This is a genomic window from Shewanella sp. SW32 (assembly GCF_025653365.1).
GTDB lineage: Bacteria > Pseudomonadota > Gammaproteobacteria > Enterobacterales > Shewanellaceae > Shewanella > Shewanella oncorhynchi.
In genome coordinates this window covers 1-23,222 of record NZ_JAKKSJ010000015.1, presented here as the reverse complement: position 1 = coordinate 23,222, position 23,222 = coordinate 1, and the positions used below count along the sequence as shown (strand labels likewise).

Annotated in this window: 22 protein-coding genes; 13 read left to right on the top strand and 9 right to left on the bottom strand. The window is 44.9% G+C overall.

Annotated features, from left to right (window positions below):
• Window positions 1–18: 18 nt before the first annotated feature.
• Window positions 19–468, top strand: a complete 450-nt coding sequence (locus tag L5M28_RS10695; protein WP_263196451.1) for a hypothetical protein — start codon at window positions 19–21, stop codon at window positions 466–468.
• 132 nt (window positions 469–600) lie between these two features.
• On the opposite strand, the gene erpA is transcribed toward L5M28_RS10695, so the two are convergent.
• Both erpA and L5M28_RS10685 read right to left on the bottom strand, forming a co-directional pair.
• A complete protein-coding gene (gene erpA / locus L5M28_RS10690; RefSeq protein WP_006080742.1) occupies window positions 601–951 on the bottom strand; it encodes an iron-sulfur cluster insertion protein ErpA in 351 nt (116 codons plus the stop codon).
• Window positions 944–1,747, bottom strand: coding sequence for a DUF6776 family protein (locus L5M28_RS10685; RefSeq protein WP_263203308.1), 804 nt, complete (start codon window positions 1,745–1,747; stop codon window positions 944–946). The genes erpA and L5M28_RS10685 overlap by 8 nt, the downstream gene beginning before the upstream one ends.
• A 74-nt stretch (window positions 1,748–1,821) precedes the next feature.
• Here L5M28_RS10685 and L5M28_RS10680 point away from each other — a divergent pair, with 74 nt between their 5' ends.
• From L5M28_RS10680 to nhaD, 4 genes are all read left to right on the top strand, one after another.
• Window positions 1,822–3,546, top strand: coding sequence for a chloride channel protein (locus L5M28_RS10680; RefSeq protein ID WP_263203306.1), 1,725 nt, complete (start codon window positions 1,822–1,824; stop codon window positions 3,544–3,546).
• A 231-nt stretch (window positions 3,547–3,777) separates the two neighbouring features.
• On the top strand, window positions 3,778–4,797 hold the full coding sequence (locus L5M28_RS10675; RefSeq protein ID WP_105249881.1) for an aspartate carbamoyltransferase: 1,020 nt from the start codon (window positions 3,778–3,780) through the stop codon (window positions 4,795–4,797).
• 26 nt (window positions 4,798–4,823) lie between these two features.
• Entirely contained in the window at window positions 4,824–6,116 is a 1,293-nt protein-coding gene (hemL, locus tag L5M28_RS10670; RefSeq protein WP_263196455.1) for a glutamate-1-semialdehyde 2,1-aminomutase, read from the top strand.
• A 798-nt stretch (window positions 6,117–6,914) separates the two neighbouring features.
• The gene (gene nhaD, locus L5M28_RS10665; protein WP_028760859.1) at window positions 6,915–8,162 is read left to right on the top strand and encodes a sodium:proton antiporter NhaD; all 1,248 of its coding nucleotides are present in this window, start codon (window positions 6,915–6,917) and stop codon (window positions 8,160–8,162) included.
• Window positions 8,163–8,269: 107 nt separating this feature from the next.
• Here nhaD and L5M28_RS10660 read toward each other — a convergent pair whose 3' ends face one another.
• Window positions 8,270–9,355, bottom strand: coding sequence for a general secretion pathway protein GspB (locus L5M28_RS10660; protein WP_263196456.1), 1,086 nt, complete (start codon window positions 9,353–9,355; stop codon window positions 8,270–8,272).
• On the bottom strand, window positions 9,355–11,028 hold the full coding sequence (locus L5M28_RS10655; RefSeq protein ID WP_263196457.1) for an ExeA family protein: 1,674 nt from the start codon (window positions 11,026–11,028) through the stop codon (window positions 9,355–9,357). Before L5M28_RS10655 ends, L5M28_RS10660 begins: the two co-directional genes overlap by 1 nt.
• A 178-nt stretch (window positions 11,029–11,206) precedes the next feature.
• Between L5M28_RS10655 and L5M28_RS10650 the strand changes: the two genes are divergently transcribed.
• Together L5M28_RS10650 and L5M28_RS10645 are read left to right on the top strand one after the other, a co-directional pair.
• Window positions 11,207–12,457, top strand: a complete 1,251-nt coding sequence (locus L5M28_RS10650; RefSeq protein ID WP_263203304.1) for a multifunctional CCA addition/repair protein — start codon at window positions 11,207–11,209, stop codon at window positions 12,455–12,457.
• A gap of 233 nt (window positions 12,458–12,690) precedes the next feature.
• Window positions 12,691–12,957, top strand: a complete 267-nt coding sequence (locus tag L5M28_RS10645) for an Lpp/OprI family alanine-zipper lipoprotein (protein ID WP_006080732.1) — start codon at window positions 12,691–12,693, stop codon at window positions 12,955–12,957.
• 622 nt (window positions 12,958–13,579) lie between these two features.
• On the opposite strand, the gene L5M28_RS10640 is transcribed toward L5M28_RS10645, so the two are convergent.
• From L5M28_RS10640 to folB, 4 genes are all read right to left on the bottom strand, one after another.
• The gene (locus tag L5M28_RS10640) at window positions 13,580–14,422 is read right to left on the bottom strand and encodes a putative RNA methyltransferase (RefSeq protein ID WP_212599964.1); all 843 of its coding nucleotides are present in this window, start codon (window positions 14,420–14,422) and stop codon (window positions 13,580–13,582) included.
• A 118-nt stretch (window positions 14,423–14,540) separates the two neighbouring features.
• Window positions 14,541–15,341, bottom strand: a complete 801-nt coding sequence (locus tag L5M28_RS10635) for an undecaprenyl-diphosphate phosphatase (RefSeq protein ID WP_173246178.1) — start codon at window positions 15,339–15,341, stop codon at window positions 14,541–14,543.
• Window positions 15,342–15,359: 18 nt separating this feature from the next.
• The gene (gene folK / locus L5M28_RS10630; RefSeq protein WP_263196461.1) at window positions 15,360–15,863 is read right to left on the bottom strand and encodes a 2-amino-4-hydroxy-6-hydroxymethyldihydropteridine diphosphokinase; all 504 of its coding nucleotides are present in this window, start codon (window positions 15,861–15,863) and stop codon (window positions 15,360–15,362) included.
• Window positions 15,864–15,931: 68 nt separating this feature from the next.
• Entirely contained in the window at window positions 15,932–16,282 is a 351-nt protein-coding gene (gene folB, locus L5M28_RS10625; RefSeq protein WP_105249889.1) for a dihydroneopterin aldolase, read from the bottom strand.
• A gap of 268 nt (window positions 16,283–16,550) precedes the next feature.
• On the opposite strand from folB, the gene plsY reads away from it, so the two are divergent.
• Window positions 16,551–17,162, top strand: a complete 612-nt coding sequence (gene plsY / locus L5M28_RS10620) for a glycerol-3-phosphate 1-O-acyltransferase PlsY (protein WP_028760867.1) — start codon at window positions 16,551–16,553, stop codon at window positions 17,160–17,162.
• Between the two features lie 83 nt (window positions 17,163–17,245).
• Here plsY and tsaD read toward each other — a convergent pair whose 3' ends face one another.
• The gene (tsaD, locus tag L5M28_RS10615; protein ID WP_131523062.1) at window positions 17,246–18,262 is read right to left on the bottom strand and encodes a tRNA (adenosine(37)-N6)-threonylcarbamoyltransferase complex transferase subunit TsaD; all 1,017 of its coding nucleotides are present in this window, start codon (window positions 18,260–18,262) and stop codon (window positions 17,246–17,248) included.
• Between the two features lie 215 nt (window positions 18,263–18,477).
• Here tsaD and rpsU point away from each other — a divergent pair, with 215 nt between their 5' ends.
• The 5 genes from rpsU to L5M28_RS10590 all read left to right on the top strand — a co-directional run.
• Complete coding sequence (rpsU, locus tag L5M28_RS10610) at window positions 18,478–18,693, top strand: 30S ribosomal protein S21 (protein ID WP_006080725.1); 216 nt, start codon at window positions 18,478–18,480, stop codon at window positions 18,691–18,693.
• 6 nt (window positions 18,694–18,699) lie between these two features.
• Window positions 18,700–19,143, top strand: a complete 444-nt coding sequence (locus L5M28_RS10605) for a GatB/YqeY domain-containing protein (RefSeq protein WP_028760869.1) — start codon at window positions 18,700–18,702, stop codon at window positions 19,141–19,143.
• An 83-nt stretch (window positions 19,144–19,226) separates the two neighbouring features.
• Window positions 19,227–20,951 (top strand): DNA primase, encoded by a 1,725-nt coding sequence (dnaG, locus tag L5M28_RS10600; RefSeq protein WP_263203302.1) that lies wholly within the window; start codon window positions 19,227–19,229, stop codon window positions 20,949–20,951.
• A gap of 135 nt (window positions 20,952–21,086) precedes the next feature.
• Complete coding sequence (gene rpoD, locus L5M28_RS10595) at window positions 21,087–22,925, top strand: RNA polymerase sigma factor RpoD (RefSeq protein ID WP_105249892.1); 1,839 nt, start codon at window positions 21,087–21,089, stop codon at window positions 22,923–22,925.
• Between the two features lie 155 nt (window positions 22,926–23,080).
• The coding region (locus tag L5M28_RS10590) for a transposase (RefSeq protein ID WP_263203336.1) at window positions 23,081–23,222 on the top strand (142 nt) is incomplete at its 3' end.

Genomic DNA, 23,222 nt, shown 5'->3' with positions numbered 1-23,222 from the left:
CGCTAAACGAGAATGCCTATGAGCGAGCAAAAATCGGCGATACCGACATCAGAGGCAAATACAGCCCTGAGTCAACACTTTCCGAAACGACTCATTGCCCTATTGCTAGTGTATGTTGTTGCGTCAGTGAGTGGCTTAATCGCTAAACAAGGGGTGTTATTTTGTCTGCTAACCCTCCTGATGGTGATTGCCATTATCGGTCGGCAAAAAGCAGGGCTTATCATGCTGCGCGGCTACACAGTCGTGCAGCTTGGATTGATTAGCATGCTGCCAGTGATCATGTACGATCCGGGCAACTTAGTGGTAGGTCCAACGACAGTGTACCTAGGTGAATGGCAGGGAAAACTGCCTGACTATGTGATTTTTATCGCTTTGATCGTCTTGTCATTACTACAAGTTTGGATAGCCTTTGATAAAAAGGTAAAGGCATGGTTTAAGCCTAAGCTTAACCTGAACATCATGAGCTAAGCTCTTGTAGAAAATAAATTTAGCCCAACAAAAAGCCGTCAATACGACGGCTTTTTTGATCTCACTCCACGCCTAAAAAGATGCAAAGTTAGTCATCATTAAACAGAAAAACTTTTTACACAGAGAAACTGTTTACACAGAGAAACTGGCACCACAGCCACAAGTTGTGGTTGCGTTAGGGTTTTTCACGAAGAAGCGAGAACCTTCCAGTCCTGAAGTGTAATCCACTTCACCACCGACTAAATATTGTAGGCTCATAGGATCGACAACCAAGAGAACGCCTTGTTTTTCTATCGTAAAATCGCCGTCATTGACCTTTTCATCAAAGGTAAAGCCGTACTGAAATCCAGAACAACCACCACCAGTCACATAGACTCGTAGCTTAAGTGCAGGATTTTGCTCTTCTTCCAGCAAACCTTTCACCTTAGCGGCTGCCGCATCGGTAAATTGGATTGGCATTGCTGTATCAGCTTGATCAGTCATTACTACCTCTTACATCAGTTTTCTGGGGCAAATTATCCTTTACCTGACTGTTTTGTTCAAGTATTACCCGTGGTTCTTTTTCACCCTGTAATAACTCAGGGGCACTATAGACATGTTCGGTCTGCGAATTCTTAGTCCAGCGGCTCGAAGGCACCAGCACTTTGACTTTCACTTGTTGTAAATTAAAGCCAGCAGGAACAGTGACCTTGGTATCTATGACTTGAAAATAGCGAAAATCAAATTCCAACTTAGAACCCATGAGTTTGTTCACACTCAAGCTAACAGATTTGCCATCTTGCACACCAATGAGCGTCAATTCAGTTCGACCTTGAATAGCTTGCTTACGCTTTTGCAACTGAGTCAACACCAACTTGAGATGATATTCATCGGCCAAAGCGCCCCGCGTCATTTCAAGTCCGTGAATAGCAACACCTTCAGCATTATCATCCGGTGTCATAATGCTGCGGTAAAATGCCAGCTCATGCTCCAATTCTTTTTGCTTTTTCATTTGCTGGCCAAACATTTCTTGCATTTGGGTATTAGCTTCACGCTCGACGGACAGCTCTAAATTTCGGGTCGCAAGTAGTTGGGTCTGTGCCTCTAACTCAGCGGTCAAGCGTTGAGTCTTGCTGCTGATATGCTTAACAACAGGCTCATCGCTGCTTAATAGCAGAAAACTTATCCAAGCCCCAAAAAGAATAGAAACTAACACTAAAAGCGATAAATACACTGAAGATGGACGATACTTGAGATCCATCACTTGCAGCCGATCTAGCCAACGATGATAATTTGGCATTAGGTAACAGCCCCTTATATAAAATACAATCAACTCAAGAACGAGTTCGATACAATACAACTCAGGCCAATGTAGTGCAATTAACGATAAATAAAGTCGCTATCCAACATGCCATAGTCACAGCCAAAAAGTATTTAACCAATGAGCTACGTGACCATTTATCTCAAGCCCGCATCAGTGCACAGCTGTGCATACTGGCACTGTTATTTGCTATTTTTGCATCCTGTGTGATCTTACTGTTTCGACTCTTGCTCGTTTGGGCTAATCATTACACCCAAATACAGGCGCTGGATTTTACGGGGAACGTCGCCGACTGGCGAGCCCTGTTACCCCTTTTAGGCGCAATATTAATTTGGATAGTGGCGAAGTTAGGCTCCAAACGCTATAAACGTATGGGAATAGCCTATGTGTTACATAGAGTTAAACTGCATTATGGTAAAATCCCCCTACAATCCGCCGCTGGGCAATTTTTTCAAGCACTCTTTGCCCTAGGCACAAATTTCTCAGTCGGCCGTGAAGGTCCAGCCATTCATCTGGGTGCTGTCAGCGCCAGTTTTCTCGCTGAAAAATTCAATCTTCCCGATAATAGCGTACGCATCATGTGTGCCAGTGGGATTGCCGCAGGGATTGCCGCCACTTTTAACGCGCCCTTAGCGGCGGTGATTTTTGTACTCGAAGTGATAGTACGTGAATATAAAATCCATTACTTTTTCCCGATTATGCTATCAGCAATTTGTGGCGCAGTTTCAAGCCAACTGGTGTTTGGTAATGTGCACGAATTTGACCGTATTCAAGTGATCCATATTCCCTTAGACCATTACCCTATTCTCGCCATCGGCGGCGTGGTATTGGGCTGCGCCGCGGCGCTGTTTAATTACTCACTCTTAAAAGTCACCGCGACGGGGCAAAACTGGCCACTGATTTACCGACTATTATTGGCGGGTAGTGTCACCACCCTAATCGGTCTCGTGTTGCCGCAAGCCCTTGGCACGGGCGATCTCGCTATTGGCGAAGCCATTAGCCAACATCCAAGCCTGTTGCTGTTAATCGCCCTATTATTTGCCAAAATCATTGCCACTATTGCGGCGATTGGCTTAGGTATTCCCGGCGGTTTAATTGGTCCACTTTATGGTATCGGCGCGCTGCTCGGGGCGATTTTGGCGCTGATCAGCGCTATCTTATTCCCGTCCATCGCCCCTTATGTAGGGCTTTACACTGTGATCGGCATGACAGCCATGATGGGCGTGTGTTTAAGCGCGCCGCTGGCCGCCTTAGTCGCCCTGTTAGAAATGACTAATGACGCCAGCATTATTTTACCGGCAATGTTTGTAACAATTCCGGCTTTTTTAATTGCTTATCAGGGTTTTAAGACTGACTCCATTTTCTTTAAGCAATTAGAAATTATGGGACTAGGTTATAAGGTCGCCCCCGTGAATTTAGCACTGCAGAAAAAAGGCGTGCGAGCCTTGATGGATAAACGCTTTGTTATCGTCAATAACAACGATGAATTGCTGCTCGAAGTACTAAAACGCGCCGAAGGTCGCCCTGTGCTAGTTCGCAATGCCGATGGCATTATCGAAATGCTTAGTCTTGAAATGCAATCCTATGATGACAGTACCACGCTATCACGCCATCCCATGCAAGGGCTAAGCGACAGCACCACCCTCAATGAAGTCTATTCACTATTGTCGCCCAAACGCTGCGGTGAGGTGTTTATCTATCAAGATACACCAGACAATGTGGTTGGGGTGATCAGTTGGTCGAACCTACAACAGGAGATTAGTTCAGGCCAAGCCTAATATCGCTTCAAAATCTAGCCGCTATTCAATACCTAATTTTGATTCAAACCTGAGACGGCAGATTAAAAGCTTTGGGCTTCATCGCAAAAATCTAACACAGTGGCAATGTGGCTATTTCGTTGCCCCTGTGCTTCTGCTACAATCGCGCCTCAGCCACCCTACATAACATCAGGGCAGATAAGCGCGATACCGCAGCTTAAAATGCCCCCTAGCAAATTGGAAAACAGGCTGATGAATCAGTTCGAAGGATCCCATATCCTCTCCGTAAACCAGTTAGATCTTGACTCAATCCAAACTATTTTTAATGTCGCTAGCCGCATGATGCCCTATGCACTTCGAGAGAAGCGTAATAATGTGCTCGATGGCGCCATTTTAGGTAACCTGTTTTTCGAACCCAGTACCCGTACCCGCGTGAGTTTTGGCTGTGCCTTTAACTTGCTCGGCGGCCATGTACGTGAAACCACAGGCATGGCTTCATCGTCTTTATCTAAAGGTGAATCCCTGTACGATACGGCGCGGGTGTTATCCACCTATTCTGATGTCATTGCCATGCGCCATCCAGACTCTTACTCGGTAAAAGAGTTTGCAGAAGGCAGCCGCGTCCCAGTGATCAACGGCGGCGATGGTTCGAACGAGCATCCGACCCAAGCTTTGCTCGACTTATACACTATCCAAAAAGAACTCAAGTGTGCTGGCCGCGGTATCGATGGCATGCACATCGCTATGGTCGGCGACTTAAAATTTGGCCGCACTGTGCATTCACTATCACGCTTACTCTGCATGTATAAGAACATCAGTTTCACGCTGATTTCACCCGCAGAATTAGCGATGCCTGATTATGTGATCTCCGACATTGAAAATGCTGGCCATAGCATCAAAATAACCGACCAACTTGAAGGCCATTTAGATCAAGCAGATATTTTGTATCTCACTCGCATTCAAGAAGAACGCTTCCCTTCACAGGAAGAAGCAAATAAGTATCGCGGCAAGTTCCGCTTAAATCGCAGTATTTACACTCAGCATTGCAAATCTAACACTGTCATTATGCATCCGCTTCCAAGGGATTCACGCGCGCAAGCCAATGAGTTAGATAATGATTTGAACAGCCATCCCAATCTCGCCATCTTCAGACAGGCGGATAATGGGCTGTTAATTCGCATGGCTTTGTTTGCATTGACACTCGGCGTTGATAATCAACTCGAAAAATATGAGTGTCCGGTTAATTGGTATTCACGTAAAGCCGATCGCTAATTGGCTACAGACTTTAAGGACTAAACATGACCCGTTCCGAAGCGCTATTTGAACAGGCTAAAAAAACCATCCCCGGCGGCGTTAACTCTCCGGTTCGTGCATTTAATGGTGTAGGCGGTTCGCCCCTGTTTATTGAAAAAGCTAACGGCGCTTATATTTACGATGCCGATGGTAAAGCTTATATCGACTATGTCGGTTCTTGGGGCCCGATGATCCTCGGCCACAACCATCCTAAAATCCGTGCTGCGGTATTAGCAGCGGTAGAAAATGGCTTATCTTTTGGTGCGCCAACTGAGCTTGAAGTGCAAATGGCCGAAAAAGTCATCTCTATGGTGCCTTCTATCGAGCAAGTACGCATGGTGAGTTCAGGCACAGAAGCTACCATGAGTGCTATCCGTTTAGCACGCGGTTTTACTAATCGTGACAAGATCTTAAAATTCGAAGGTTGTTACCACGGCCACGCAGATTGCCTGTTAGTGAAAGCCGGTTCTGGCGCGTTAACTTTAGGTCAACCTAGCTCACCAGGTATTCCAGAAGATTTCGCCAAACACACCTTAACCGCTGTGTATAACGATTTAGATTCAGTTAGAACCCTGTTCGAGCAGTATCCAACTGAGATTTCTTGCATCATCATCGAGCCCGTTGCTGGCAACATGAACTGTATTCCACCTGTCCCAGGTTTCCTTCAAGGCCTGCGTGATATGTGTGATGAGTTTGGCGCGCTGTTGATTATCGATGAAGTGATGACAGGTTTTCGCGTATCACTAAGTGGCGCTCAAGGTTACTACGGCGTCACACCAGACTTAACCACACTCGGTAAAGTGATTGGTGGCGGTATGCCAGTGGGGGCTTTCGGTGGCCGTAAAGATGTGATGCAATTTATCGCCCCTACGGGTCCGGTTTACCAAGCGGGTACGTTATCGGGTAACCCCATTGCGATGTCAGCGGGTCTGGCACAAATGGAAGCCCTGTGTGAAGAAGGTCTGTACGAAGCGCTGAGCGCGAAAACCAAACGTATTGCAGAAGGCTTTAAAGCGGCTGCGGATAAGCACGGTATTCCAATGGCGATCAACTATGTTGGTGGCATGTTCGGTTTCTTCTTCACGGAACAACCCAAGATCACTCGTTTCGATCAAGTGACCCAATGCAATATCGAACAGTTCCGTATTTTCTACCACGGCATGCTAGATGAAGGTGTTTACTTAGCGCCAAGTGCCTATGAAGCTGGCTTCCTGTCAATGGCCCATGGCGAAGAAGAGATACGCTTAACCTTAGAAGCAGCTGATCGCGTATTGGCGAGCATGAAAGCGGCAAGCTAAGCCTAAGCTTTAGTATTTAAGCCGTTTAAACATAACAAAGGGACGCCAATGCGTCCCTTTGCTTTTATTCGATTTAGTTAGCTTTGTGTCGCTTTAATAACGATCAGACTTTTTAGAACCTAAAGCCGATTTAAATATTATCCCAGCCACCATGAATTGTAAGGTCAAGTGGATATGCTCAATAACGTGCTAAGGCCAACCCATCACGCCCAGCGCAATAAGTTGCTTACCACAATACGTTAACCAAACGAGTGAGCCTAAAAGCAAAAGACTCCAGATAACAAATGTCATTTTCCTCTACTCCAAAACACAATATCCAGTATTGATACCCAAACAAGCTCAAGACGCAGAATTCTGCAGGACAGAGTGCTAAGAGCACTCTACTTCCTAGCGGGCACTCATTCAAAAGGCAAGCATTAAAAATGCCTGCCTACATAGGCACGACAATTCAGGAATATCGACCTGAATAAAAATTAATTGAAGAATATGCAAACTAACTGCTTAGACTTTAATCGTAGATCTCACTTTTAACGCGGTAATCAAATCAAGCAATACAGTTAATAACGCTACAATAATAACAATAACCAATATATAAAACTAATTAGCAACCCAAAAGCATGAGATAGACATCACAAAGAAGCATTAAATTGAGTTACAGCTAACAGTTGCGTTCTCTAGCCCATTATGTTCTGATCCGCACGCGCTAACACGGCTAGCTTAATTTAGCCTTGATATGCCCAATCTTTAGGTTGACTCAAGTCGCCCTACGACATCAAAACAGCAGTTGGAATTGCAGTTATGTTAAATACCTTTCTCATCTTACTGGCCGTGCTCGCATTGCTCAGTATTATTTTCGAAGAAGTGACCCACCTTAATAAAGCAAAAACCACCTTATTCTTTGGTTGTATCTCTTGGGTAGCGCTGTTTATGGCTGCAGGGGAACCGGCTAATGAGAAAATCGTTGCCCATCAGCTCAATGAAAATTTGCTCGAGATTGCCACACTTTGGCTCTTTCTGATGTCGACCATGACCTTCGTAGCATATTTGAATGCTAAGGGTATGATCCAAATCATGGTGCAAAAGCTGTTTCCGCAGAAAGTATCAGTGCGTATGTTAATGATCCAAGTCGCCCTATTTGCACTCGTGCTCTCAGCATTTTGTGATAACGTCACCGCGACTTTAGTGTCTTTAGGTTTATTAACCACCTTTAAACTCGATAAGCAAATGCGCCGTAGAATGGCAGTGTTGATTATCTTCGCGGTGAACTCAGGCGGTGTAGCCCTGATCACTGGCGATGTGACGACACTGATGATCTTCTTAGCTGGGCATGTGCATATGTCTGAACTATTGATGTTGTTTATCCCTTCAGCCGTCAGCGTGATTTTACTGGCAACCCTATTCTCACTCAAAGCCGAAGGTGTTGTGAGCACGACGCCAATCAAACATACTTATCAAACCGTTGATGTATTGATTGCCCTCGTCTTCTTCTGCACCATTTTAATGACCATGCTACTCAACATATTGTTTGGTATACCGCCGGTGTTAACCTTCTTAACGGGTCTATCAATTATGTTCCTGATTGGCCATACCACTCGCAGCGATAAAGAAGAAATCAAGATCCTAGAGTATATTCGCCAAGTTGAATACGACACTCTGTTGTTCTTCTTAGGTATTTTACTACTCGTTGGAATGCTTAAAGAAATTGGCACCTTAGACATGCTGACTGAAGCTTATACTCAGTTTAATCCAAACATCTCTAACTTCGTCACGGGTATGGGCTCAGCCTTAATTGATAACGTACCGCTAACGGCGGCATTGTTAAAAGCCAATCCAGTACTGAGTACTCCTGAATGGCTTGGCTTGACTTACAGCGTCGGGGTAGGTGGTTCACTGCTGATTATCGGTTCAGCATCAGGTATTGTTGCCATGAGTAAAGTGAAAGAACTGACTTTTGTGAGTTACTTGAAATATGTTCCTGCACTTTTCCTCTGCTACAGCGTCGGTTACGCACTGACCCTATTCTTAGCCAACAGACTGTTTGATTAAGTTGAGATTGGCTAAGATCAAAAAAGGCGCCTAGTGCGCCTTTTTTATCAACTACTTATTCATTGTTATCACAAATAACCGCTAGCATGACTTATCGTAATACCTGATTAGATTGCGGGCACCTTAAACTGGGTTCCTTGAATATCTAACACTATGTCCCTTGGACGAATAGAGATGATTTTCAGCTTACCAGCAATCATATCCCCTTCTTGTAACTCAGCACCGTCTACATTCAGCCATCTCTGGGCAGGGTCGCTGGAATAAACATGAGCAACGATATTAAATTCAGGCACTTGTAATTGCAGACCTGCAGGTAATTGGCCGTATTTCGGAATTTCATCCACAGCAGTTTTGGGGATAGGATCTAATTTAGCTTCAGTGACATTCGTCTCTGCAGCATTAACATACTCCACATCCTTTAATGCATTTTGAAAGGAAGCCACTAACTTATCTTCATCGCGACTTTTATTGGTCTCTAAACCGACATCTTCCGCCGCGGCACTGACTTGCTGACGCAGGGCTTCAAGACTCGCTAGACCCGACTCATTGGCATTAGCGCCTAACATCATAGGCTGCTGTGATTGCGTCTCTGCTGGCACAACCGCTTCCTGACTTGCCGCATCGACTTGGGCTGACGTCGACATATAATCTGCGTAGCTTGAATCACTAAAACCCGAATTGCTATCACTTTGAGCCGGCATGCCAACAGAATTGGTCGTTATATTCGCGCTAGCATTCACTTGAGGCGCATTTGATACTACAGTCTCAGCCTGAAATTGCGGCGATACCGTTAGCTCGGGTAAAGTCTGCGTCCGAGGAAGCGCCACTTTCCCAGCAAGCCGAACACCTGAAGCAGCACTGGGCTCAACTTGGAGCTCAGAGTCAGATCCTACCGCGGTAGACTGAAGCTCATTTTTAATCACAGTCGAAGCTGGTAATGATGAAGTTGATGGTAGTACGTTAGCCACTGCCACAGTATCACTTTGGGGAAGTCGAGTTTTATCCCAAACGCTTAATCCCCAAGCCACACCAATTCCAGCGGCAACTGCAACGACTAATATAGACAGTTTTCCTATCGGCACACCCGATTTACGAGGCTGTGGATAATTAGCCCTTGGCGTCATCACAGCATCAGGTAACGGTGATTGTTGCTGTTGTTTGTTGCGGGTTACGGCATCGAGTAAAATGGACATCAGCTGCGCGCCCCATCATCAGTTAACCTTGGGCCTTGCTGACTTAAATACAAATTTAATCTCACTAATGTTTGATTCCCTGCAATACCATCGGCTTTTAATCCATGCTGACTTTGGAAGGTTTTAAGATCATTTTCCAATTGCACATCAAATTGATTAACCCGACGGGGGCTACGACCATTCACATGGGCTAACGCATTCTCTAACCACTGTAATTGACCAGGACTCGATTTTTGACTGATATCCATCATAGGCAAATTAGGTGCTTGCCATAATATTTCGAAGGTGCCACTGAAATGTTGATTAAACCAAGCTCTATCAACCCAAAGTTGCTGCTCACCCAGTTGCATCAGTAATTGTTCCCCCTCTACCGCAAGCACTGCACCATAAAAATCTTGTTGCTTGTCATCAACCAAATACACGACAGCCGGATAATTAAGCCGAGTCAGTGACATCCAGTTACCCTGCTGTTGATAGCAAGCTAATCCTTGCTCAACCGCCGATTGGCAAGCCGTCAAGCCTTTATAGGGCACTTTGCCCCACACGCTAAACAAACCTGCAAAAGCAGTATCGATATTGCGACTCTGATTAATCGCCTCGTTTAACAGACGTTGATTAGGATCGGGAATGGAAGTCTGACCGCTTGGTTGATTAGTTGGTTTTACTGACTTACCAGCGACGTCTTCCCCGCCCAAGGTTTGAGCATTTAATGACGCCACATTAGTTGGTACAGACTCAGTAACCAAATTGGACGCTGGCACCGTATTGGCTGACTTATCAGTAAATAACCAATAAGACACACCAAACGCAACACATAACGCCGCAGCCGTTGCTGTCGGCCACAGATATCTATTTTGAGTCGGTTCTTCTTCACCTAATACTTCAGCCGCAGCTTGCCGCACCATATGATGATCTATGGGCACCCGCGATTGTGCATAGCCTGCCATCAGTGAACGTTCACATAAAAGGTTAATTAATCGAGGGATGCCGCCACTGTATTTCTGCAAAACGTTAACGGCTTTACGGGTGAATAAAGGCTCAAACCGCCCTGCCACTTGCAAACGATGCAGCACATAGAGGGCGATTTCATCTTCATTGAGCGGCAATAAATGATAACGAGCCGTGATCCGCTGGGCTAACTGACGCAATTCTTGGCGCTTCAATAACAGCTGTAATTCCGGCTGACCGATTAAAATCACCTGCAGTAACTTCTTAGTGTCCGTCTCCAAATTAGTCAGAAGACGCAATTGCTCCAGCACCTCAGGACGTAAATGCTGTGCTTCATCGATAATGAGCACGGTATTACGACCTTTGCTGTGATTCGCCAATAAAAAACGGCTCAAGTGATCAGTCAATTGCTTGAGTGTAGGATTATCGCCGTAGGAAATCTTAAGCTCATCACAAAGCGTTGCGAGTAATTCAAGCTCAGTTAACGACGGATTAAGGATAAAAGCAGTATCGGTATTGTCGGGCAATTGCCCAAGCAAACAACGAGATACTGTTGTTTTACCCGTACCGACTTCCCCTGTTAACAACACAAAGCCGCCCGTTTCCCCTAACCCATAGGTTAAATGGGCTAACGCCTCTCTGTGCCTATCACTCAGAAATAAATAATGGGGATTGGGTGCAATTGAAAAAGGGTTATCGCTGAGTCCGTAAAAGGCCTTGTACATACCACCAATCATCCTAATTTAAAAATAACGCCCCACGTTAAAGCGTCCCAATGTTATTGTCAAAATATCTGCAACATCAATGTGACAGATAAGTGCGCAAATATCTCGCAACGACTTTATCCATCATCTTAATGAGCGTGATAAGCTATGTTCATGACACATTAGCCGAATCTTGCCTGTGAAAATATATCTCGTCGGCGGTGCTGTACGTGACAGCCTGCTCAATCTTCCCATTAAAGATAAAGATTACCTCGTCGTTGGAGCAACACCAGAACAAATGCTGCAACAGGGTTACCGCCAAGTGGGTAAAGATTTCCCCGTATTTCTACACCCCAAAAATCAACAAGAATATGCTTTAGCCCGAACCGAACGAAAAATTGGTCTGGGTTATGGTGGTTTTAGCTGCCACGCCAGCCCAGATGTGACTTTAGAGCAAGATTTGTTGCGCCGAGATCTAACCATCAATGCGATCGCCCAAGATGAAAAGGGCAACTTATATGATCCTTTTAATGGTATTGAGGATATTAACGCGCGCCTGTTACGCCATGTGTCGGATGCTTTCGTTGAAGATCCACTGCGAGTGTTACGCGTCGCCCGCTTTGCCGCAAGGTTTCATGCCTTAGGATTTCAAATTGCCGCAGAAACCCTGGCACTGATGCGTCAAATTAGCGCAAGCGATGAGCTTAGCGCTTTAACGGCGGAGCGAGTTTGGCAAGAAGTTGATAAAAGTTTAGGCGGACCTCACCCAGAAGTCTTTTTTGAGGTACTTCACCAATGTGGCGCACTCGAAGTCCTATTCCCTGAAATTCACGCCTTATTTGGCATACCTCAACCTGAAAAATGGCATCCTGAAATAGATACTGGCGTGCATACCTTAATGGTGCTCGCTCAAGCCGCACTGCTCACTAGAGATAAAAGCGTTCGGTTTGCCGCCCTAGTACATGATTTGGGCAAAGCACTGAGCCCAAAAGAGCATTTACCAAAGCATCACGGCCACGGCCAGAAAGGCTTGCCACTCATAAAAGCACTCTGTACACGTTTACGAGTACCGAATGAGGCACGCGATCTGGCGTTGCTCGTCAGCGACCAACATCAGAACGTCCATCAGGCATTCGAGCTCAGAGCCGAAACTATCGTTAAAATATTCGATAAAGCTGACTTTTGGCGTAAACCAGAGCGCTTAACGCAACTTATATTAGCTTGCACCGCAGATATGCGCGGCCGCACAGGATTTGAAAACATCCCATATCCTCAGGGAGATTATTTAACTCAGTGCTTCACTGTCGCCAATAATGTCGATATTGCCGCCATCATTGCCACTGGTTTCCAAGGCGCAGAGATAAAACAAGCCTTAAATTTACATCGAGTTGAAGCCGTCAGTCAGTTTAAACAAAAAATGCAAACAAAACTGCCGACGGATAACCAGTAATTTGTAAAGGATTTGTAAGTCGTGCATCACTGCATGGTGAATAATGCCCCTTTTTACGATTAGAAATGTCGATATCACATAGAAAAAAAGCTTTTAAAAAAAATTTATATGCCTATAGTGGTTAAACACATTAATATTCGTAGCAAATTAAAATAGCTATGTCATAATTAGGCAGTTTCGCTTACAAAGTAACGAAACATTCAAATCCAACCTATTTTAAGGGATTTTTTACAATGAACAAAAAAGTACTGATGATTGCTGGTTTAGCAATGACTGCCCTACTAGGTGGTTGCGCGAACACTACTGCTCTGGAAGAAAGCGTTGCAACTCTGGGCAACAAAGTTGATCAATTGTCAGCTGATGTTGGTTCTCTGAAATCAGAGCAAAGCAAACTGTCTGCAGACGTTAAAGATGCAAAAGCAGCATCTATGGACGCACAAGCAGAAGCTAAACGCGCAAACGACCGTTTAGACAACGTTGCTTCTCGTTACAAGAAGTAATGAAAGGTAATTTAGCTTACTATTTAGTAAGTTAAGACAAAAGGCTTAAGAAAGATGAAAGCGATAAGCACATCAATCTAAGCCTTTTTTTATACCTGCAATTCAAGATTGCCATGCAAAGAATAGCGAATGTGGCAATACAAAATCGCTAAATTGGTTTTAAACTTCCAAAGGCATGTTAAAGGCGATTCGCCTACCTCCCCCCTAAAAGTTAGCTTTGGCATACTTCTGTATAAACGAGTGCTATTCCTCTTTTAAATAAAGTCTCGTTATTAATCTAAACTTCTCGTTTGCATTTTTAAGCATCCCTAACAATCAGCCTCATCTATCATAAAAAATGTATTTATGGGAAGTGAAAGCTATTAATTTAAAGCACAGCTATAGATAAAAAAATCGAGGCTATATGGGAAACAAAGGCAATAAGAAGGTTGTATTTGTCACTGAACAAATAGGCCTAAAGTTAAAAATAATAACACCTCCAGCCTACCCAACATAAAAATAACATAAAAACGTCAAACAGAATCATAGACTTGAGTAATATAGCCGTTTAAAACATCAAAAAACCATCTAACTAAGCCTATGAATTGTCTTAAAATTAACCGCATCGACTGCAAGTTTTAACCTATAGCGATTCACTCACGCGTTTATGTGCTAAGACTAATACATAGTCAATTTCTAGCGACTCAAAATGATTAGCTTGAATATCGTGTTTCATCTTGTCAGTTGCACGCCACGCATAGGGTGCCATATCCAATAACGTTAATGCCTGCTCACCGGTAACAGATAAGGTGAAGCGCAGTGACTGAGTTTCTTTTACCAATAATGCTGAAGGTAAATTCACTTGGAAAGGTTTTTCAGCCAAGTCGGAATAAATATATTCTCTGAGTTGCCATAGATGTCGTGGCCCAGGCATAACCAGTAACATGGTCCCATCGTCTTTCAATACCCTGACAGACTCTTTTCCCTTTAACGGCCTATCAATAACAGTAATAAAATCCACACAATTATCGGCAAAGGGTAATTTTTTAGAAGAGCTTAAACACAAGATCCCAGGAGTCTGCGCTTTTGCTGCAGCAAAAATAGCATTTTCTGCGTCCGCTACACCCACGTACTGGACGTTTCGCGGATTTTCGACCTCTGCCAACTTGGAAGCTAAAGCACGCAAATAGAAGCCCTCAGCGCATTCATAATCCAATAAACAAGCGTCAGGCTTGATAAAGCCCGTGATTAACTCAGCCAGTTTATCGATTAAAGGCGAAAAGATGCCTGATTCGAGAAGAAAACGCTTAGCCCTAACTTGCTCGCGCGAATCCCCTGTCGGCTTTTGGCGTTGTGGTTTAGTGAAAACCCAATAACCTTGCTCATTTCGATCAAAATGATGCTTATTTGCACAATAAAAACCTTGGGAGGCTTTGTGTTGTTTTAACGCAAGTCCGCAGGTTGGACACTGATATTCGAGACCCATATAAAGCTCCAAAAATAAGTTAAGCTTCAGAAAAATGAGGAAGCTCCAAAAACAAAAATCGGGTACTTGACCCGATTCTATTATTCATAATTTCACTATGATGACTAAACTGGAATGACTACAAAAAAATAAATCCACACAGCACAGCACCCAGTGCTAAACGGTAAATAACAAACGGGGTCATTCCCATGCGGCTGATGATTTTCAAGAAATAATGAATACATGCATAAGCTGCAACAAAGGAAATCAAAGTGCCTAAGATCAATGCTTGATAATCAATTGGCAGCGCGCTTTCCGCCAAATCTTTACCCACTAAAATTGCCGCGCCTAAGCTCACAGGCACTGACATTAAGAATGAAAAGCGAGCCGCAGCATCTCGACTCAAACCTAGCATTAGCGCCGCGGTCATAGTGGCACCAGAACGTGAAGTTCCAGGGATTAAAGCAAGCGCCTGGGCGAAACCAATTAACAAGGCTTTGCGCCATCCAGTCTGATAGATTGTTAAATCGCGGCGCGACATCTTATCAGCCCACCACAATAATAAACCAAAAACGACTGTCGTGACCGCGATAACCTCTGTATTACGTAGGTGAGTTGCAATAAAATCCTTAGCCATAAAACCAAAAAATACAGCAGGTAACGTCGCCAGAATAATCCACCATGCCAACTTGCTGTCTTCGGATTGCTGACCTTTAAAGATGCTTGCAACCCAAGCATTAAACATAGTCCATAACTCGTGTCTAAAATAAATCACCACAGCAAATAACGACCCCGTATTCACCGCCACGTCGAATGACAAACCTTGATCTTCCCAGCCTAAAAGCTGAGCAGGCAGAATTAAGTGAGCAGAACTAGAAATAGGTAAAAACTCAGTTAGCCCTTGAATAAGCGCTAAAATAATGACCTGAAACGTATCCATGACAATCCTATCAATAAATTAAAACGTCAGCCCTTGGGGCCATTCAAACATCACAGGCCAAAGCAGCTGTGACTCTTTATCATACTCTTGCCACAAACTGGCATAGCTTTTATGAACCACGGGATGAATCAATTCCGGCGCTAACTCGGCTAATGGCCATAACACAAAGGCATTATTAACTATCTCTGCACGGGGGAGCGTAACGGGCGTTTCACATACCACATGGTCATAAAGCAGCAGGTCTAAATCTAAAGTTCTTGGGCTAAATTTCTTCGCCCCGACAAGCCGGCCGTGATTCTGCTCGATTTGCTTAAACTGCGCAACTACCGCAGCAATATTAAGGTCAGTTTCAGCACTAGCAACCATATTCAAAAAGTTAGTGCCACTAAAACCTACCGCTTCACTTTCATACATAGAAGAGAGGCGCAGCGGCCCAAAACACACTCGCAGCGATATTAATCCCGCTTGCAGATGCTGTTCAGGCTCGATATTGCTACCTAAACTGATATAAATACGTGCCATGCAATGTCCGATTTATCTGAAGATAAACATGATTTCTTAATCAACAGTCGAGTTGATCAAACTCGTATCTAACGTGAACGCTCTATCTCAACGCCAACCGATGCTGCAGTGGCTACAGCCCCTGGCTTCATCACGACAACTTTCACCCAAGTCACGTTAAATTCTTGAAGTAAGCAATCCGCTACGCGCTCGGCAACCGTTTCGATTAACTCGATTGGATGCTCAGTAATAAGTTCTGTTAATCGATTGGAAACTGTCTCATAGCAAAGCGCATATTGATAATCGTCTGTCGCGGCGGCTGGTTTGTTATCCCACGCCATATCTAAATCTAGCAAAAGGCTCTGATGGATTGTCTTTTCCCACTCATAGACACCAATCACAGTATCAACGCGTAATTGCCGTATAAGTACTTTATCCATGCTTTCTCCAACTAACTTACTACTATGAGGTCTGATAAGCTAAAAGCGATCCTAGCTGTATAATCCGCAATCTTCTGACAGATAACTAATTTGCTTTCTACTCGAGCCAATCCACAGTAGGATAACGCCCTAAAAGGATTTGCTCATTCAGAAAATATCTCAACCTCAAATGGGCGAGTTATTCCACAAACCTATAGCGGGATTGACAACTGAGTCAGCTTTTTAAATTGTTGCGCGATAATACCTTAAGACGCGTAAGGAAACCAATGTGAGTCCATTAACACTGACACTTTTGATGATTTTGGCCGCCTATTTGGCAGGTTCAATCTCGAGTGCTGTGCTGGTTTGTAGAATGAGGGGTTTACCCGATCCAAGATTACAGGGTTCAGGTAATCCGGGAGCTACCAATGTACTGCGAATTGGCGGCGCGAGTTCGGCTGCCATGGTGTTGTTTTTTGACATGCTCAAAGGCGCCCTGCCATCTTATTTAGCCTATCTGATGGGCATAGATGCAGTATCACTCGGGCTTATCGCTATCGCCGCCTGCCTTGGGCATATTTATCCCGTATTTTTTGGATTTAAGGGGGGAAAAGGTGTCGCAACAGCTTTTGGTGCTATGGCTCCCATTGGCGATGATTTAGCCATTTGCTTAATGGCATCTTGGATTGTCCTCCTCTTAATTAGCCGCTACTCGTCCCTTGCAGCCATCCTGACGGCCTTACTTGCACCACTTTATACTTGGTGGTTAGACGACAGATTTACCATTCCCGTTGCCATGCTATCGACGCTTATCATTATTCGTCATAAAGACAATATCCAACGGTTACTTAAAGGTGAAGAGTCCAAAGTTTCACGTAAAAAAACGCCTAAAAAATCTTAATGTGACAACATTATCCCAATAAAAAACTGCGCTATAAGCGCAGTTTTTTTGTCTCAACATAACCTATCAACATCAAAGGCGTTTTATGCCACTGGTGGCAAGGTATCTAACGGCCATCTTGGCTGACCTTTTACCGCCAAATCTTCGTGCTGCCCTGCCTTTAAACGCTGCAATCCTGCAAAGGCAATCATGGCGCCGTTATCGGTACAAAACTCACCACGGGGATAAAATACTTGTCCACCAAGCGAGCTCATCATTTCAGCCAAGGTTTCTCTTAAGCGCGTATTAGCACTCACGCCACCGGCAATCACTAAGCGGTTATAGCCTGTTTGCTTCAGTGCACGGCGACATTTAATCGCTAGCGTATCAACCACAGCTTCTTCAAAAGCACGAGCAATATTGGCTCGAGTCTGTTCATCGTCAGGTTCGGCAGCAATGGTATTAGCGGTAAAAGTTTTTAGACCCGAAAAGCTAAAATCGAGTCCAGGTCTATCGGTCATAGGCCGCGGAAACTTATACCCTGCAGGTAAACCTTTAGCAGCAAGCTTTGCTAAACGCGGACCGCCGGGATAATCCAGCCCCATTAACTTAGCTGTTTTATCAAACGCTTCACCCGCAGCATCGTCAACCGACTCACCTAATACTTCATAGCGGCCAATTCCATCGACTTTAACCAACATAGAATGGCCACCAGAGACCAATAAGGCCACAAATGGGAACTCGGGTGCGTCATCTTCAAGCATAGGCGCCAGTAGATGTCCTTCCATATGGTGAACACCGATTGCAGGCTTGTCCCAAGCAAACGCCAGTGACCGCCCCACACAAGCGCCAACAAGCAAAGCACCAATCAAACCAGGGCCCTTGGTATAGGCAATCCCATCGAGATCAGCAATTTCAGTATTTGCATCTTTCAGCGCTTGACGAATAAGCGGCACAATTTTGCGTACATGGTCACGCGACGCCAACTCAGGCACCACACCACCATAGTCAGCATGCAGCTTAACCTGACTGTATAAAGTATGAGATAATAAGCCCAGTTCATCGTCATAGACGGCGATACCTGTCTCGTCACAGGATGTTTCAATACCTAAAACCCGCATGGTGTCTCATCAATTGCTAACTAAAGGGCGCCAATTCTACCTGCAAGCGCTCGATTACTCCAGTCGCGCAGGCCATATTGAGTCCACTATAGGACTGAGCTCAGTTTTAGGGCTTTACAAGCCTAGGTGTCTCGGTATAAAATTCCGCACCATTTTAAATAGACTTGGTTCGAGCAATTGAACCAGAACAACCTACACCTAAGGGGTGATGGCGTATGCCAATTATTAAAGTACGTGAAAACGAACCATTCGACGTAGCTCTGCGTCGTTTCAAGCGCTCTTGTGAAAAAGCTGGTATTTTAGCCGACGTGCGTGCTCGTGAATTCTACGAGAAGCCAACTACTGCACGTAAGCGCGCAAAAGCAGCTGCAGTTAAACGTTTAGCTAAGAAGCTTTCTCGCGAAAACGCACGTCGCGTACGTTTATATTAATCTCATATGAGCCTAATTGATCAGCTAAAAGACCATATGAAACAGGCCATGATCGCCAAAGAGAAGGCGCGCTTGAGCACTATTCGTATGGCATTAGCCGCCATCAAACAGATTGAAGTGGATACCCGCGAATCTCTGACTGATGAACAGGTTATAGCGGTCTTAACCAAAATGGTGAAACAACGTCGTGACTCGATTGCTCAATTTGAAGCAGCGGGTCGTAACGAGTTGGCCGACGTGGAAGCAGCAGAGATTCAAGTTATTGAAGCTTTCCTGCCTACCCCTCTTACAGAGGCGGAAATCGCGGCGCTCATCGATGCAACTATTGTAGAAGTAGGTGCATCCGCCATGGCGGATATGGGCAAAGTAATGGGAGCATTGAAATCTAAAGTGCAAGGACGTGCAGACATGGGCGCTATCGGCGCTATGATCCGTGCTAAATTGCAATAATTAGCGTTTCACTGTATGAACAAGCCGTGCCTATGCGCGGCTTGTTTGTTTAAATTCGCGCAAGGCGGGATTTTAAGCACTCAATGGCAATACCTCGTGATTTTATCAATGAGCTAATCGCTCGCACTGACATAGTCGAACTTATCGATCGTAAGGTGCCCTTGAAAAAGGCGGGTAAGAACTACTCGGCCTGTTGTCCTTTTCATAGCGAAAAATCACCTTCGTTTACCGTCAGCCGTGATAAACAGTTCTATCATTGCTTTGGCTGCGGTGCTCACGGCAACGCCATCGATTTTGTGATGGAGTATGACCGACTCGATTTTATTGATGCCATTGAAGATTTGGCGGGCCAGCTTGGATTAGAGGTTCCCAGAGAACAAGGCACAGGCAAGCGACATGATGACGGTTTAAGCCGTGACTTATATCAACTCATGGAAGAAGCAAGCCTTTACTTTCAAAACCAACTTAGACAACACCAAGATAAACAAAAAGTTATCGATTATCTTGCCTATCGCGGTTTATCCGATGATGTAGTAGAACATTTTGGTATTGGCTTTGCGCCAGACGGTTGGGATGGCTTATTGGGCCGCTATCGTCAGAATCAAGATGCGCAGGATAAGTTACTGACTGCGGGTATGTTAATTAGCAACGACAGTGGGAAACGTTACGACAGATTTCGTGACCGCCTCATGTTTCCTATCCGCGACAGGCGCGGACGAGTCATTGGTTTTGGTGGCAGAGTTTTAGGTGATGGCACACCCAAATACTTGAATTCTCCAGAAACGCCCATATTTCATAAGGGCAATGAGCTTTATGGTCTCTATGAACTAAAGCAACGCTATCGCGATCCAGACAAAGTACTGATCGTTGAAGGCTATATGGATGTGGTGGCATTGGCGCAATTTGGCGTCGATTATGCTGTCGCATCATTAGGCACCTCAACCACAGCAGAGCAATTTCAGCTTTTGCTGCGCAGCGCTAAAGAAGTGATTTGCTGTTACGACGGTGACAGAGCGGGTACTGAAGCGGCATGGCGCGCCTTAGAAACGGCATTGCCATTATTAAAGCCGGGCGATCAAGTACGATTTATGTTCCTGCCTCAGGCCGAAGATCCTGATTCTATGGTACGTAAAATTGGTAAAGATGCATTTGAAACCTTAATGGACTCTGCCATTGCACTACCCGAGTTTCTATTTAACACGTTAGCGACAAAATACGGTACAGATAAAGGCAACTTAGCGAAACAAGCTTTTATCTTAATTGAAAAAATTCAAGACACTGTGCTGCAAAATTTACTACTTGAGAACTTAGCTCACAAGTTAGGAATGAACAGCTCAGAAGATATGAAAAAGAAGCTAGGCTTTAGCGTGAAACAAGCTAAACCAATGGCAAGTAAAGGATTAAAAGGACGCGGTACACCATTGCGACTCGCCATCGCACTGTTAGTACAACATCCTAAACTGGGTATGGGTTTACCCCCACAACCCGCACTCGCCCACTTGCAGATGCCAGGCATAGAATTGCTGCCACTGTTATTGGAGATGACTCGAGAGCAAACGTTAAACAGCGCACAACTACTTGAACAATTCAGAGAGCACCCTTACAGCGGCACTCTCCATAAATTGGCCCAATGGGACCATCAAGTGGCGGATGAAAACTTGCTCGAAAAGTTTAAACAAACCCTGGTTTGGTTGAACAATCAATATATTGAACAACGATATCAGGAATTGAGTCTAAAGCAGACTCATACAAAAGAAGAGAAGATGCAGCTCTCGAAGCTGATCTCAGTCATGAAAGGGTTAAACTGAGGCAAAAATGTCCTCATTCGCTACCCCAGTGACTAGCACAGATATGTGCACACGGCTATAATTGACGATTTGCGCGGCACTTGGCTTATGCTAAGTGTCCGTCGTTGTAACAGTTTCCCAACTTGGATGATATCTATGGATCATACTCCGCAGTCGCAACTTAAGCTGTTGCTTGCCAAAGGTAAAGAGCAAGGTTACTTAACCTATGCAGAAGTGAACGATCACTTACCTGCAGACATGGTCGATTCTGACCAGATCGAAGATATTATCCAGATGATAAATGACATGGGTATCCGGGTGTTCGAAGAAGCCCCCGATGCCGATGACATGATGATGTCGGAAGACAACACAGACGAAGATGCAGCAGAAGAAGCCGCCGCAGCACTGGCAACAGTAGAAAGCGAACTTGGCCGCACAACCGATCCCGTACGCATGTACATGCGTGAAATGGGTACCGTTGAGCTTCTGACCCGCGAAGGCGAAATTGTAATCGCCAAACGCATCGAAGAAGGCATCAACACAGTTCAAAGTTCAGTCGCCGAATACCCACAAGCGATCGCTATGATCCTTGAGCAATTCGACCAATTTGAAGCCGACGAACTGCGCTTATCTGATATTATCTCTGGATTTGTAAACCCGGACGAAGATGACGTCGCCCCGACCGCCACTCACATCGGCTCAGAATTATCTGAAGAAGAGCTGGACGATGAAGATGACGAAGAGGATGACGATGACAGCGAAGATGAAGAAGAAGGCAACAAAGGGCCTGATCCTGAAGAAGCTCGTGAAAGATTCGGTCAACTTAGAGCCGCTTACGAAAGCGCACTGAAAATTATCGAAGCTAAGGGCCGTGAACACCCTGAATCGGTAAAAGCCCTCTTCGAAATCGGCGAAATCTTCAAAGAATTCCGCTTAGTCCCTAAGCAGTTTGACCGTTTAGTCAAAAGCATGCGCACTATGATGGACCGCGTGCGTGTTCAAGAACGTTTAGTGTTAAAACTGTGCGTTGAACAAGCCAAAATGCCGAAGAAAAACTTCGTTAAATTCTTCACTGGCAACGAAACCAACCTCGATTGGTTCAACACTGAGAAAGCCTCAACGAAACCTTATGCCGAAGGCCTAAGAATGGTTGAAGATGACGTCATTCGTTGTCGTACCAAGCTTGCAGCAGTTGAAGAAGAAACCGGCTTAGCAATTTCTGCCATAAAAGACATCAACCGCCGTATGTCAATCGGTGAAGCCAAAGCTCGCCGTGCGAAAAAAGAAATGGTTGAAGCCAACTTACGTCTGGTAATTTCTATCGCGAAGAAATACACCAACCGTGGTCTGCAATTCTTGGACTTAATCCAAGAAGGTAACATTGGCTTAATGAAAGCCGTAGATAAATTCGAATACCGTCGTGGTTACAAATTTTCGACCTATGCAACTTGGTGGATCCGTCAGGCGATTACCCGTTCTATCGCCGACCAAGCGCGTACTATTCGAATTCCAGTACATATGATCGAAACGATCAACAAGCTGAACCGTATCTCTCGCCAAATGCTACAGGAAATGGGCCGCGAGCCTTCACCTGAAGAACTGGCTGAGCGTATGATGATGCCGGAAGATAAGATCCGTAAGGTACTGAAAATCGCTAAAGAACCTATCTCCATGGAAACCCCAATCGGTGACGATGAAGATTCGCATTTAGGTGATTTTATCGAGGATACAACCCTCGAATTACCACTGGACTCAGCGACCAGCGAAAGCTTGAAAAACGCCACTCACGAAGTGTTAGCAGGTCTAACCGCCCGTGAAGCGAAAGTACTGCGTATGCGTTTTGGTATCGATATGAACACTGACCACACACTTGAAGAAGTGGGTAAACAGTTCGACGTGACCCGTGAACGTATTCGTCAGATTGAAGCTAAGGCACTGCGCAAACTGCGTCACCCTTCACGCTCAGAAATCTTAAAATCGTTCCTAGATGAATAGGCTGTTACAAGCCTAAAGTCATCTAAGATGGATTGAAGCCCTGCCCATGCCTGTCTCTTCTACACAAATCCCTCGGTTTGCCCCGGGGGATTTTTTTGAACCATTTTTAATTAACCTGATCTGATCCTGACCTTTTGTTTCAGATACCACATGCCATGTTTTTAAGTGAACCATCACTCTGGGCACAGAGCATTTTTCAGCGCGCACAATTAGGGGATGTACGAAGGACCAAACGGCTTGTACAGTTGGCGGCTCAACTTGCAGCTCATACAGGACAATCTATCGTGCAATCTCTTT